The following is a 12,268-nucleotide window of genomic DNA, read 5'->3' on the forward strand; positions in this document are numbered from 1 at the left end:
GGTCACATCACGACGAACGAGCACCCATGTCAGCGGTCAGATACGGCGGTCCCGCGCGGGGTCGTGGAGTCCCACGGGATGTGCGAGTGCCCGAAGACCAGCACGTCGAGGTCCGGGTACGCCGCATCGGCGCGTACCTCACGCCCCGCCGCGGGCCCGGTCTCGTGCACGACGCCGAGCCGCAGGCCGTCGACGTCGTGGCGGGCGACGAGCGGAAGCCGCGCGCGGAGCGCGGGCCCGTCGTTGTTGCCGTGGCACGCGACCAGCAGTCGGGACCGGTCCTCGAGCCGGTCGAGCAGCGCGACGTCGACCCAGTCGCCCGCGTGCACGACGACGTCCGCCCGGTCCACCTCGTCCCACACCGCGGCGGGGAGGTCGCGAGCTCGGGTGGGGACGTGGGTGTCCGCGAGCAGCAGCAGACGCGCCGCACGCTCGGGTCCCCGCACGGCGTGGTCAGCGTCCGGTCGAGAGCGCCGCGGCGTCACGGAGGAACGTCACGACGTCGTCGAGCTCGGCGCGGCTGATCCCGTGGCTCATGTCCGCGTACGTCCGCTCCGTGAGAGCCGCGTGGCCCGGGAGCCAGGCGCTCGTCCGCTCGACGGCGACCGGGGCGATCACCGGGTCCTGCGGGTCGCGGCCCCAGAACACCGGGACGGGCTGTGCGGCCAGGGCGTCGTCGCCGGGAGCCGCTCCGGGGGCCACGAAGCCGGAGAGCAGGACCACGCCGGCGTACCGGTCGGGACGGTGCCGCAGCGCCTGGAGCGCAACGGTGCCGCCCTGGGAGAAGCCCAGGAGCAGCACCGGCCGCCCGGGCGCGACCTCGTCGTCGACCCAGGCGGCGACCGCGTGCGCTGCGGCGTCGACGGTCGCGGGGTCGGGCACGCCGGGGGTCGTGATGGGGAACCACATGAAGCCCCGACCCTGAGCGTGCGGAGCGCGCAGGGCGACCAGGTCGACGTCGGGCAGGGCGCCCGCGAGCCCCGCGAGGTCGCGCTCGTCCGAACCGAAGCCGTGCAGGGCCACGACGAGCGGCCGGTCGCCGCGCTCGGCGGCATCCGACCAGAGGGCGTGCAGCGTCGGGCGCGCTGCGTCCGGGACGGGGGCGGTGCTCACGGGGTGCTCCTGAGGTGTCGGGGAGGGGACCTGACTCAGCGTACCGCAGTAGTTGACGCTTCAACGAATAACCGATCCGCGCGCCGCGTGCGCGGACTCCCGCTCCGTGCGGCAGCATCAGGCGCGGACCGTCAGGAGGGGCGCATGAGAGCCAGCGATCGAGTGGCCGGCCGGGGAGGCACACGGAACGTCCGCGTGCTGCTCGACCCGGCGAACGTGTGGCGCATCGGCTTCGTCGTCATCGCGCTGCTGCTGCTGGTCGTGGTGGGCCGCTTCGTGCTCGTGCAGGGCTCGGCGCTGCTGTTCACGGTGGTCATGGCGTGGTTCGCGTCGCTCGCGATGGAGCCCGCCGTCAGCCGGCTGGCGCGCCACATGCGTCGCGGCGCCGCGACCGGGCTCGTGATGCTCGGCGTCGTGCTCTTCCTCGCTGTGTTCCTCGCGCTGTTCGGTCAGCTGTTCGTCCAGCAGGTCGCGCAGCTGGTCGAGGGGCTGCCCCAGCTCGTCACGAGCGGCGTGCGGTGGGTCAACTCGACCCTCGGGACGGACTACCGGCTGAGCGACATCCTCGACCAGCTCAACCTCACCCCCGAGAAGGCCGCGGGGTACGCGACGCAGCTCGCGGGCGGGGTGCTGAGCGTGCTCGGGTCGGTGGTCGGCGCGGTCGCGACGTTCTTCATGTTCGCCCTGCTGCTCTTCTACCTCTCGGCCGACGGGCCCCGGCTGCGCCGCTGGCTCGCCTCGCTGTTCCCGCCGTCGGTCCAGGAGAAGACGGTCGTCGTGTGGGACACGATGGCGGAGAAGACCGGCCGGTACGTGAGCGCACGCGTCATCCTCGCGGCCGTCAACGGCACGACGAGCGGCATCGTGTTCCTCGTCATCGACCTGCCGTCCTGGCTGGCCCTGGCGATCTGGACGGGGCTCGTCGCCCAGTTCGTCCCGGCGATCGGCACCTACATCTCGATCGTCCTGCCGGTGATCGTCGGCCTGCTGAGCCCCAACCCGTGGCTCGGCGTCATCGTGCTCGCGTGGGCGGTGGTGTACCAGCAGGTCGAGAACCTCACGATCGAGCCGCGCATCAGCGCGCGGGCCGTGAACGTGCACCCGGCCGTCAGCTTCGCCTCGGTCATCCTCGGGACGTCGCTGTTCGGCGTCGCGGGCGCGCTCCTCGCGATCCCGTTCGTCGCGATGCTGCTGGCCCTGCTCGACATCTACCGGACGCGCTACGAGGTCCTGCCCGAGCTCGAGGAGTCCCAGGCGGAGGGCGCCGTGGAGGCCCGAGCCGCCACGGCGTCGGAGGCCGCGGGGGAGCCGCCGCCCTCGGAGGGCGGCTGAACGCCGTCGGTTGTTAGAGTGGCCCGCACATAGGGGAGTATCCACTTCGCTGCAGACGTCAACACGCCGCGTATCGACGCACGGCCGGATGCAGCGGTCAGTCGCCACCGGCGCTGTCGGAGAGACCTATGGTCCCCACCGATGGAAAGTGGTACTCCCATGGAAGTGTCCGGCCTGGTCTGGACCCTGACGATCGTCGCGATCGTCGCACTGCTCGCGTTCGACTTCTTCTTCCACGTGCGCAAGGCGCACACCCCGTCGCTCGGCGAGGCCGCGCGGTGGTCCGCCCTCTACGTCGGCATCGCCATCGTGTTCGGCATCGGCGTGTGGGTGTTCGGCGGGACGGACACGGGGGCCGAGTACTTCGCCGGCTACGTCACGGAGAAGGCGCTCTCCGTCGACAACCTGTTCGTCTTCCTCATCATCATGGCGAGCTTCAAGGTCCCGCGGGCCGACCAGCAGAAGGTGCTGCTCTTCGGCATCGTCTTCGCGCTGATCGCGCGGACCGGCTTCATCTTGTTGGGCGCCGCGCTGATCAGCACCTTCTCGTGGGTCTTCTACGGGTTCGGGCTGATCCTGCTGCTCACGGCCGGGAACCTGCTGCGCCCGGAGGGCGAGGACGCCCACTCGGCGGACAACTTCGTCATCCGGATCGCCAAGCGGCTCTTCCACACCACCGAGCGGTACGACGGCGACAAGATGTTCACGATCGAGAACGGCAAGCGCGTCATGACGCCGATGCTGCTCGTGATGGTCGCCATCGGCGGCACGGACATCCTCTTCGCGCTCGACTCGATCCCCGCGATCTTCGGCCTCACGCAGAACGTGTACATCGTCTTCACCGCGACCGCGTTCTCGCTCCTCGGCCTGCGCCAGCTGTACTTCCTCATCGACGGCCTGCTCGACCGGCTCATCTACCTCTCGTACGGGCTCGCGGCGATCCTCGGCTTCATCGGCGTCAAGCTGATCCTGGAGGCGCTGAACGAGAACACCCTGCCGTTCATCAACGGCGGCGAGCACGTCGAGACGGTCGAGGTGACCACGGGCCTGTCGCTCACGGTGATCCTCGGCGTCCTGGCGGTCACGGTCGTCGCCTCGCTGCTGAGCCCCAAGGGCAAGGCCCAGAACGCGGTCAACAACGCCCGCCGGCACGCGACCGCGTACGTCGACCTCGACTACGAGGCCGACCCGGCCGAGCGCGAGAAGATCTTCGCCCGCCTGCTCGAGGAGGAGCGCGTCATCAAGGCGCTCCCCGCCGACGTCGTCGACGACTTCCGGGCGAAGGAGGCCGAGCTCGTCGAGCTCGTGCGTCGCGCGCACGCCGAGCACGACGAGTTCGTGAACCGCCGCTGACACGACGCCCCGGGGCCGCGGTCCCGGGGCGTCGCCGGGCCGACGTCACCAGTACATGACCGCGAACGCGCCGCTCTCGCCGGCGTAGTACAGGCGCACCCTCAGGACGTACCGGCGTCCACGGAAGAGCTTGGCGCGGAACCGGCTGTTGCGGTCCTCGCCGCTGTCGTCGTCCCCGATCACGTACCGCAGTTCGCCGTCGACCTCCTCGAACAGGACCATCACGGTGTCGCTGGCCCCGGACGTCGAGAACGTCCGGCGACGGGTCGCGTCGGGCAGGATCTCGAAGTCGACCTGCTCGCCGGGCTCGAGGCGCTCCGGGACCGAGGCGAACGGCTCGAGCGACGGCAGCGTCGGGGCGAGCGGCGGGTACCACGTCGCGGCGAACTGCGAGTCGAGCGCCGAGAGCGTGCCCGGCGGGTGGATCCCTTCTGTCCGATACTTCTCGGGCGTGCGCACCAGGCCGGCCGGGAAGTCGTACTCCATGATCGAGCTGGGGTCCCAGTCGGACCCGGTGACCGAGCGCGCCTCGAGCTTGCGCAGCACGTTGTTGAACGTCGTGGCCCGGTCCCAGTTGTTCGGGGACCCGCCGAGGAAGGCGTAGACGGCCTCCTCGTCCCAGACGATGCCCGCGAACGGGTTCTGGTGCTCGTGCGGCATCCCGAGCGTGTGGCCGATCTCGTGCAGCGCCGTCGTGAGCCCGTAGTCGTCGGCCGCGAGGTCCCACCCGAAGTTCATCGTCCGCTCGTCCTGCGGCTGGTCGAGCACGTCGCGGCCGACATAGGACCACGAGCCGTCGTCGAGCCGGAAGCCGATCCGCACCTCGGCCTCGCTCCGCTCGGCGACCTCCTGGAACTCCAGGCCGATGCCGACGTCCCGCCACTGGTCGAACGCGGTGCGGACGACCGCGCGCTGGGCCTCGGCGCCACCGTCGAACCAGTAGCGGAGCACGGTGCCGTTGACCCACTTGGAGGCGCCGGCGAGGATCGCGCGCATCCGTGCGCCGGGCATCGACTCGGGCAGCTGCCGCGGCGGCCGGGGCTCGATGGCGCAGTACCGCAGGCGCGTGTTGTCCGGAGAACGCCCCGTCTGCGCGGGGGACGTGTACTCGGCCATGGCGTTCCTCCAGGTGGTCCGGTCGGTGCGAGCAGCTGACGTCGGGTCGGGCCAGGCGTCGGCGCCGCGGCCGGTCGTCGCGGTGCCACCTCTCAGGATGCTGCGCCGAGCACCCGAGATACACCGTTTTCGCCCGTTCCGCGCACTATGGTTCGCCCATGAAGTTCGGCTTCGTCGCGAGCTGCGGCTCGACCAGGCAGATCCTCGAGATGGCCGTCGAGGCCGAGCACGCGGGCTGGGACGGCTTCTTCACGTGGGACGGCATCAGCGTCGGTCCGTACGACACGTACGACCCGTGGGCGCTGCTCGGCGCCCTGGCGGTCCGGACCCGCACGATCATGCTGGGCGCGATGGTCTTCTCGCTGCCCCGGCGCAAGCCGTGGGAGGTCGCGCGCCAGTCCGTCACGGTCGACCGGCTCTCGGGCGGTCGGCTCATCCTCCCCGTCGCGCTCGGTGCGGTCGACGACGGGGGCTACAGCCGGGTCTCCGGTGAGGCCACCGACGTCCGCACGCGGGCCGAGCTGCTCGACGACGCGCTCGCCATCCTCGACCTCGCGTGGAGCGGCGAGGCGTTCAGCTACCGCGGCTTCCACCACGAGGTCCAGGACCTCGTGTTCCGGCCGACACCGGTGCAGCGGCCCATCCCCGTCTGGGTCGTCGGCTCGTGGCCCGCGCCCCGGTCGATGCGGCGCGCGGTGTGCCGCCAGGGCATCATCCCGACGGGGCTTGGGGACCTGGCGACGCCTGTCGGCGTCGACGAGCTCCGCGCGCTGGTCGCGTGGGTCGGTGAGCGGCGCCGGCGGACCGACGGCCCGTTCGACGTCGTCGTCGAGGGCGTGCTGCCTGCCGACGACGCCGAGGCCCGGGACAGGGTGGGTCGGCTCGCCGACGCGGGGGCGACGTGGTGGATCGAGCCGCGGTGGGACGTCGTGCACGAGACCCCGCAGTCGCTGCTCGAGCGGATCCGGCAGGGTCCCCCGCGGATCGCCTGAGTCCGCAACCCCACCCCGGGGTCCACCCGGGCGAAGGCGGCGGATCCGTCCTGACGCCGACCGGAGGGTTGTCGGGCGCGGTCGGCGCTGCCAGGATCGAGACTTCCGAGGAGGAGTCGTCGCCGTGACCGATCTCATCGCCCCCGACGCTGCTCTCGCCCCCGACCGCACCACCGCCACCAGGCGGGTGCCGGCCGACGTCGAGGAGCAGCTCGAGCGGCACCGGCGCGAGCTGACCGGCTACTGCTACCGCATGCTCGGCTCGGCGTTCGACGCCGAGGACGCGGTGCAGGAGACCATGGTGCGCGCCTGGCGCGCGGTCGACCGGTTCGACGGGCGCTCGAGCCTGCGCTCGTGGATGTACCGCATCGCGACCAACGTGTGCTTCGACTCGCTCAACGGCACGAACCGGCGCGCGCTGCCGATGGACCTGTCGGCGTCGGCCTCCCCGCCCGTGATGGCGTCGCTCGGTACACCGCTCTCGGAGCGGACCTGGCTGAGCCCGGCGCCGGACGGCCACGTGCTTCCCGAGAACGGTGACCCGGCCGAGGTCGCCGTCGCGCGCGAGTCGGTGCGGCTGGCCTTCGTCGCCGCGCTCCAGCACCTGCCCGCCCGCCAGCGCGCGGTCCTCATCCTGCGCGAGGTGCTGCGGTGGAAGGCGGACGAGGTCGCCACGCTGCTGGACACGACCGTGGCGTCGGTCAACAGCGCGCTCCAGCGCGCCCGCGCGACGCTGGAGGCCCAGGACCTCAGCGGGGTCGGGAGCGCGCCGGACTCGATGGACGACCAGCACGCCGCGCTCCTCGCCCGCTACGTCGAGGCGTTCGAGGCGTACGACATCGAGGCGCTCGTGGCGCTGCTGCACGAGGACGCGACGCAGTCCATGCCGCCGTACGCGCTGTGGCTGCAGGGCCCGGTGGACATCGGGCGCTGGCACCTCGGCCCCGGGTACGCGTGCCGTGGCTCACGGATGATCCCGGTCATGGCCAACGGCTCACCCGCGTTCGCGCAGTACAAGCCGAGCGGTCCGGGCGGGCGCCGCGAGCCGTGGGCGATCCACGTGCTGCGGGTGCACGAGGGGCGCGTCTCGAGCATCACGAACTTCCTCGACACGCGGCTGTTCGCGCTGTTCGGGCTGCCGGCGCGCCTCGACGCCGACTGAACCGCGGCTCGGGCGTCGCACACGATGACGTGCGCGCGTGCCGCGTGGGGCTCGGCGCGGCGAGGACTCGTCGCGGTTGCGCACAGGGGGCGAGGGCTCATCCTGGTGCAGGGCGCCGCCCTGCACGTTCCTGACCGTTCTCGCCGGTGGGACCGGGCATCGCCCCGACGGCCGGCGCCGGCCTTGACGGCGCCGGCTCCCACAGCCCGGCGGGCGAGGAGCGGGAGCGCGGCCTACGGTGCACGGAACACCCCGAGGAGGGCACATGTCGTCTGACCACGAGGAGCGGCGTCCCGCGTTCGACGGGTACTTCGCCGACCCGTTCGTGCTGCGCACCGGCGGCGGGTACGTGGGCTACGGCACCGTGCCGCCCGAGGTACCCGGTGGCGGCGCCCGCCGCGACGGCCGCGAGTTCCGCCTCCTCACCTCCGACGACCTCACGCGGTGGACCGACGTCGGCGGCGCGCTCGAGCGACTGCCGGCCGAGGCGGGCGCCGACTACTGGGCCCCCGAGGTCGCCGAGCACGACGGCCGGTTCTACCTGTACTACTCGGTCGGCCACGGCGACGCCGGTCACCACCTGCGCGTCGCCGTCGCCGACCAGGCGACCGGGCCCTTCGTCGACAGCGGCGTCGACCTGACGCCGGACGAGCTCTTCGCGATCGACCCGCACCCCTTTCGGGACGCTGACGGCACCTGGTACCTGTTCTTCGCGCGCGACGAGCTCGAGGGCGAGCGCGTCGGCACGATGCTCGCGGTCGACCGGCTGGAGGGCATGACGGCGCTCGCGGGCGAGGCGCGCACGATCCTGCGTCCCGACGCGGACTGGCAGGTCTACCAGCGGGCCCGGTCGATGTACGGCCAGGTGTACGACTGGCACACGCTCGAGGGCCCGTTCGTGCGGCGTCGCGACGGCCGCTTCTACCTGTTCTTCTCGGGCGGGTCGTGGCTCAACGAGACCTACGGCGTCGCGTGGGCCGAGGCGGACCACCCGCTCGGCCCGTGGGAGCGGCCGGCCGAGCCGCGGCGCGTGCTGCACTCGGTCGAGGGTCGGGTGATCGGGCCGGGCCACAACAGCATCGTGACCGGGCCCGACGGGCAGGACCGGATCGTCTACCACGCCTGGGACCGCGCGCAGACGATGCGTCGCATGTTCATCGAGCGGCTGCGGTGGACGGACGGCGGACCGCGGGTCGACGGCTTCACCGGGTAGCCCGGCCCGCTCCGTCCCGGTCGCCCGAGCCGTGCCACGCAGGCGGCACACGGAGGCCCGTTAGGGTGTCCGCATGCTGAGCGCAGCGGCCCGCCCGGGCAGACGGCCGCCGCGCGTGTTCGTGGTCGTCTGGCTCGCGGGAGCGCTCACCGTGGGCTCGGCGGTAGCGCTGTACACCCCCGCCGTGGTGGCCCTGTTCGCGCTCACGATGCTGGGCCTGGTCGCGGTACGGCCGGTCGACGTGCCGGCGGGCCTCTACGGCGCCTACGGGGCCGCGCTCCTCGTCGCGGCCTGGAGCAACCCGCTCGAGCTCTACGAGTCGATCTGGTGGTGGGATCTTGCCGTCCACGCGGTGACGCCCGGGATCGTGGCGGTCGTGCTCCTCCTCGTGCTCGTGCGCCGGGACGTCCTGCCCGCCCCGTCGACGGCGCCGACCCGTCGACGGGTCGGGAGCGTTCTCCTCGTCACGGGTCTCGGCACAGCGCTCGCGGTCCTGTGGGAGCTCACCGAGTGGGCCGGGCACTCGTTCGTCGCCGACTCGATCAACGTCGGCTACGTCGACACGATGGGCGACCTCGCCGTCGGCGGTCTCGGGGCGGTCGTCGCCGGCGTGCTCGTCACCCGCAGCCGTACCCTCGCCCGCCGTCGTACCCGCGCGCGCAGCGGGAGCCGCTGACCTCGGTCACGGACGCGGATTCGTTCGCGTCCACGCGCGCTGGTCCTGGCGCGCGCCCGTCCCCGCGTGGCAGCGCGGGCACACCCACCGCACCCGGTCGGCGTCCCGACCTGTCTCCGGCTGGACGTCGGACCAGCGCACGTGCGAGAACCGGCGGAACCCGGCGCGGCTCAGCGGGATCCCGCAGAGCGTCTGGTTCCGCCCCGGGACCCACGCGTGCACCTCGCCCGCGGGCACCCCTGTGCCGTCGGGGTCGACCCACTCACCCGATGCGGCGACCGCGGGGTCGCTCACCTTCGCCACGAGCTCACCTGCGCCCGCCCGCGAACCGTGGCACGAGGCTGTTGTCGACGAGCGACATCGCCGACGCGATGGCCATGTGCATGTCGAGGTACTGGTAGGTGCCCAGGCGCCCACCGAAGTACACGTCGGGCTCCGCGGCCGCGCGCTCGCGGTAGCGGGCGAGCACCGCGAGGTCGGCCGGCGTGCCGATCGGGTAGTACGGCTCGTCCGCGAGCTCGGCGGTCCGCGAGTACTCGCGCACGATCACCGTGCGGTCCTTCGGGTAGTCCCGCTCGGGGTGGAAGTGGCGGAACTCGTGGATGCGGGTCCACGGGACGTCGGCGTCGGCGTAGTTCATCACCGAGGTGCCCTGGAAGTCGCCCACCGGGTGCACCTCCCGCTCGAAGTCCAGCGTCCGCCAGCCGAGCCGTCCCTCGCGGTGGTCGAAGTACCGGTCGAGCGGACCGGTGTAGACGACCGGCGTCCCGGCAGGGATCGACGAGCGGACCTCGAAGTAGTCGGTGTCGAGCACCACGTCGACGAGCGGGTGGTCCGCCATCCGCTCGAGCCAGGCGGTGTACCCGTCGACCGGCAGGCCCTCGTACGTGTCGCTGAAGTAGCGGTTGTCGAACGTGTAGCGCACCGGCAGCCGGCTGATGACCTCGGCCGGCAGCTCACGGGGGTCGGTCTGCCACTGCTTCTCGGTGTAGCCGCGGATGAACGCCTCGTACAGCGGTCGCCCGATCAGCGAGATCGCCTTGTCCTCGAGGTTCGTCACGTGGTGAGCGTCCACCTCGGCCGTCTGCTCCCGGACGAGCGCGCGGGCCTCGGCGGGGCTCAGGTGCCGCCTAGGGATGGGGCGCACTCGGGTGCGGGGGCCGCTCCATGTCACCTCGAGGGGTACACGGACGTGGAGAAGACCGGCGTGGGTGCGCGGTGCCTCGCGTCCTGCACGGGTCGGCTGCCTGCTCAGCCGTCGTGGCCGACACTAGGCCGGTCTCGCCCGATCGGCGCGTCGAAGCGCTCCCGCGACCGCGCAGGGGTCCGCCCCAGCCGGGTCGCGGCGTCAGCTCTCCGGGCCCCCGGGGAGGTAGTCGCCGTACGAGAACTCGTCGATCGCGTCGCCCGGCACGGCGGCGGAGACGCGCGTCGTGATGGCGCGGATCCGTTCGACCGGAGCCTTGGGCTTGCGGTCCGCCGTGAGGAGCCCGTTGCGCTCCTGCTGGGTGTCCGTCAGCTGGGTCCAGCAGAAGCCGACGACGGCCGGGCTCTCCAGCAGGGCGTTGAGAAGGTCCTCGTAGCCCGTGAGCAGCGCCTCGGGCGTCCGGACCGCGCCGTAGCCGCGCCACCCGTCGCTCTGGCCGAGGTCGAGCGAGATGCCGCCGAACTCGCTGATGAGCACCGGGACGCCCTCGCGTCGAGCACCCGCGAGCAGCACGAGCCGGTACGCGGGCTGCGTCCGCGCGAGCGTGTGGTCGAGCGCCTCCCAGGTGCCGTACCGCTGGCGCAGCACGTCGCCCTTCGAGGTGTAGTCGTGCACCGTGACGATGTCGGTCACGGGCTGCTCCCAGCCGTCGTTGCCGACGACCAGGCGGTCCGGGTCGTACGCCTTGGTCAGGTGGTAGAGCCCTCGGACCAGGTTCTGCTGCGCCTCCGATCGCTCGAGCGCGGGGACGCCCCAGCTCTCGTTGATCGGGACCCAGGCGATGACGCACGGGTGGCTCGCGTCGCGCTCGAGGATCTCGAGCCACTCGCGCGTGAGTCGCTGGATCGTGGTCCGCGAGAACTCGTACGCCGCGGGCATCTCGGCCCAGACGAGGAGTCCCAGGCGGTCGCACCACGCCAGGAAGCGGGGGTCCTCGACCTTCTGGTGCAGGCGCACGCCGTTGAACCCGAGCTCCTTGACCAGCTCGACCTCCCGACGCAGGGCTCCGGCGTCGGGCGCTGCGAGGTGCGACTCGGGCCAGAAGTTCTGCGCGAGCACGAGCCGGAGGTAGTAGGGCCGACCGTTGAGCAGCACCCGGTCGTGCGAGGCCGAGACGCTGCGCAGCGCGGTGTAGCTGCGCACCTCGTCGAGCACCTCGCCGTCCTCGTCGAGCAGCATGAGGGTCGCGTCGATGAGGTTGGGGTGCTCGGGTGCCCACAGCAGGTTGGAGTGCCCGAGGCTCATGTCGTTGTCGCAGAGGGTGATCCTGCGCTCGACCTCCGCATGGTGGACCGCGTAGGTGTCGTCCACGATGACGACGCCCGCCTGGCTGAGCACGACCCGCAGCCGCAGCTTCCGGCCGCGATCGCCCCGGATGCGGGCGGTGAGCCCGACCGTCCGGCTGTCGACGTCAGGCTTCCAGGCCAGCGCCCGGACCCGGTTCTCGGGCACGTCCTCCAGCCAGACGGGCTGCCAGATCCCGGTCGTGCGGTCGTACCAGATGGCGTGCGCCTCACGCTGCCAGTCCTGCTTGCCACGCGGCTGGCGCAGGTCGGCGGGGAGGTCCTCGGCGCGGACCACCACGACCTGCTCGCCGGGCCCCTCGATCGCCGCGGTGATGTCCGCGGTGAACGGCGTGTGCCCGCCCTCGTGGTAGGCCACCGGGTGGCCGTTGACCCACACGTGGGCGCGGTAGTCGACCGCGCCGAAGTGCAGCAGGAGGCGGCGGCCGGGCCGCACCTGCGCCTGGATCGTGCGCCGGTACCAGACGACGGGATGGAACCCGGTGTCGCCGATCCCGCTCGCGGGCGACTCGAAGGGGAACGGGACGGTGATGACGCGGTCGAACACGTCGGGACGGCGTTCCCAGCGCTCCGCCATGCCGACGCCGGCGTCGTCGAAGGTGAACCCCCACGGTCCGCCGAGGTCGCGCCAACCGGTGCGCACGAGCTGGGGCTGGGGGTGGTCGAGGCCGACAGGTACGGGAGCCATCGTCACAGCATCGCCCAGCGGTGGGGGCTGCGGCACGTCGGGACGAGCGTGGCGGCGCGACGTTGCAGCCGCTCGCTCCTCAGGATCCGGTCGGCTCGCTGAGGTCGTCCAG

10 protein-coding genes and 2 pseudogenes are annotated in these 12,268 nt (G+C 72.2%); 6 read left to right on the forward strand and 6 right to left on the reverse strand.

The window, feature by feature from the left end; genetic code table 11:
* Positions 1-50 precede the first annotated feature (50 nt).
* Positions 51-446, reverse strand: a pseudogene (locus tag HIR71_RS04255) (metallophosphoesterase family protein); the annotation flags it as partial.
* 7 nt (positions 447-453) lie between these two features.
* Positions 454-1,113: an alpha/beta hydrolase gene (locus HIR71_RS04260; protein WP_311836080.1), complete on the reverse strand. Its 660-nt coding sequence runs from the start codon at positions 1,111-1,113 to the stop codon at positions 454-456.
* A 144-nt stretch (positions 1,114-1,257) separates the two neighbouring features.
* Here HIR71_RS04260 and HIR71_RS04265 point away from each other — a divergent pair, with 144 nt between their 5' ends.
* Both HIR71_RS04265 and HIR71_RS04270 read left to right on the forward strand, forming a co-directional pair.
* Positions 1,258-2,445: an AI-2E family transporter gene (locus HIR71_RS04265; protein WP_169323742.1), complete on the forward strand. Its 1,188-nt coding sequence runs from the start codon at positions 1,258-1,260 to the stop codon at positions 2,443-2,445.
* A 159-nt stretch (positions 2,446-2,604) separates the two neighbouring features.
* Entirely contained in the window at positions 2,605-3,798 is a 1,194-nt protein-coding gene (locus tag HIR71_RS04270) for a TerC family protein (RefSeq protein WP_169323744.1), read from the forward strand.
* A gap of 45 nt (positions 3,799-3,843) precedes the next feature.
* On the opposite strand, the gene HIR71_RS04275 is transcribed toward HIR71_RS04270, so the two are convergent.
* On the reverse strand, positions 3,844-4,914 hold the full coding sequence (locus HIR71_RS04275) for a M12 family metallopeptidase (RefSeq protein WP_169323746.1): 1,071 nt from the start codon (positions 4,912-4,914) through the stop codon (positions 3,844-3,846).
* 158 nt (positions 4,915-5,072) lie between these two features.
* On the opposite strand from HIR71_RS04275, the gene HIR71_RS04280 reads away from it, so the two are divergent.
* The 4 genes from HIR71_RS04280 to HIR71_RS04295 all read left to right on the forward strand — a co-directional run bounded on the left by HIR71_RS04280 (position 5,073) and on the right by HIR71_RS04295 (position 8,957).
* Positions 5,073-5,906, forward strand: coding sequence for an LLM class flavin-dependent oxidoreductase (locus tag HIR71_RS04280; RefSeq protein ID WP_169323748.1), 834 nt, complete (start codon positions 5,073-5,075; stop codon positions 5,904-5,906).
* A 124-nt stretch (positions 5,907-6,030) separates the two neighbouring features.
* Complete coding sequence (locus HIR71_RS04285; RefSeq protein WP_311836081.1) at positions 6,031-7,068, forward strand: sigma-70 family RNA polymerase sigma factor; 1,038 nt, start codon at positions 6,031-6,033, stop codon at positions 7,066-7,068.
* Between the two features lie 265 nt (positions 7,069-7,333).
* The gene (locus HIR71_RS04290; RefSeq protein WP_169323750.1) at positions 7,334-8,281 is read left to right on the forward strand and encodes a glycoside hydrolase family 43 protein; all 948 of its coding nucleotides are present in this window, start codon (positions 7,334-7,336) and stop codon (positions 8,279-8,281) included.
* 73 nt (positions 8,282-8,354) lie between these two features.
* Complete coding sequence (locus HIR71_RS04295; RefSeq protein WP_169323752.1) at positions 8,355-8,957, forward strand: DUF2238 domain-containing protein; 603 nt, start codon at positions 8,355-8,357, stop codon at positions 8,955-8,957.
* Between the two features lie 6 nt (positions 8,958-8,963).
* Here HIR71_RS04295 and HIR71_RS04300 read toward each other — a convergent pair whose 3' ends face one another.
* The 3 genes and pseudogenes from HIR71_RS04300 to HIR71_RS04310 all read right to left on the reverse strand — a co-directional run bounded on the left by HIR71_RS04300 (position 8,964) and on the right by HIR71_RS04310 (position 12,156).
* Positions 8,964-9,260, reverse strand: coding sequence for a hypothetical protein (locus HIR71_RS04300; protein WP_169323755.1), 297 nt, complete (start codon positions 9,258-9,260; stop codon positions 8,964-8,966).
* A 4-nt stretch (positions 9,261-9,264) separates the two neighbouring features.
* Positions 9,265-10,077, reverse strand: a pseudogene (locus HIR71_RS04305) (UDP-galactopyranose/dTDP-fucopyranose mutase family protein); the annotation flags it as partial.
* 228 nt (positions 10,078-10,305) lie between these two features.
* Complete coding sequence (locus HIR71_RS04310) at positions 10,306-12,156, reverse strand: glycoside hydrolase family 2 protein (RefSeq protein WP_169323757.1); 1,851 nt, start codon at positions 12,154-12,156, stop codon at positions 10,306-10,308.
* Positions 12,157-12,268 lie beyond the last annotated feature (112 nt).

Origin of the sequence: Cellulomonas fimi (genome assembly GCF_012952065.1) — a bacterium.
In the GTDB taxonomy this organism is placed as follows: Bacteria; Actinomycetota; Actinomycetes; order Actinomycetales; family Cellulomonadaceae; genus Pengzhenrongella; species Pengzhenrongella fimi_A.

Bases quoted from the DNA above. Each gene is read 5' to 3' on its own strand.
- HIR71_RS04265 (WP_169323742.1), top strand. From the start codon at position 1,258: ATGAGAGCCAGCGATCGAGTGGCCGGCCGGGGAGGCACACGGAACGTC.
- HIR71_RS04270 (WP_169323744.1), top strand. From the start codon at position 2,605: ATGGAAGTGTCCGGCCTGGTCTGGACCCTGACGATCGTCGCGATCGTC.
- HIR71_RS04275 (WP_169323746.1), bottom strand. From the start codon at position 4,914: ATGGCCGAGTACACGTCCCCCGCGCAGACGGGGCGTTCTCCGGACAAC.
- HIR71_RS04280 (WP_169323748.1), top strand. From the start codon at position 5,073: ATGAAGTTCGGCTTCGTCGCGAGCTGCGGCTCGACCAGGCAGATCCTC.
- HIR71_RS04290 (WP_169323750.1), top strand. From the start codon at position 7,334: ATGTCGTCTGACCACGAGGAGCGGCGTCCCGCGTTCGACGGGTACTTC.
- HIR71_RS04295 (WP_169323752.1), top strand. From the start codon at position 8,355: ATGCTGAGCGCAGCGGCCCGCCCGGGCAGACGGCCGCCGCGCGTGTTC.
- HIR71_RS04310 (WP_169323757.1), bottom strand. From the start codon at position 12,156: ATGGCTCCCGTACCTGTCGGCCTCGACCACCCCCAGCCCCAGCTCGTG.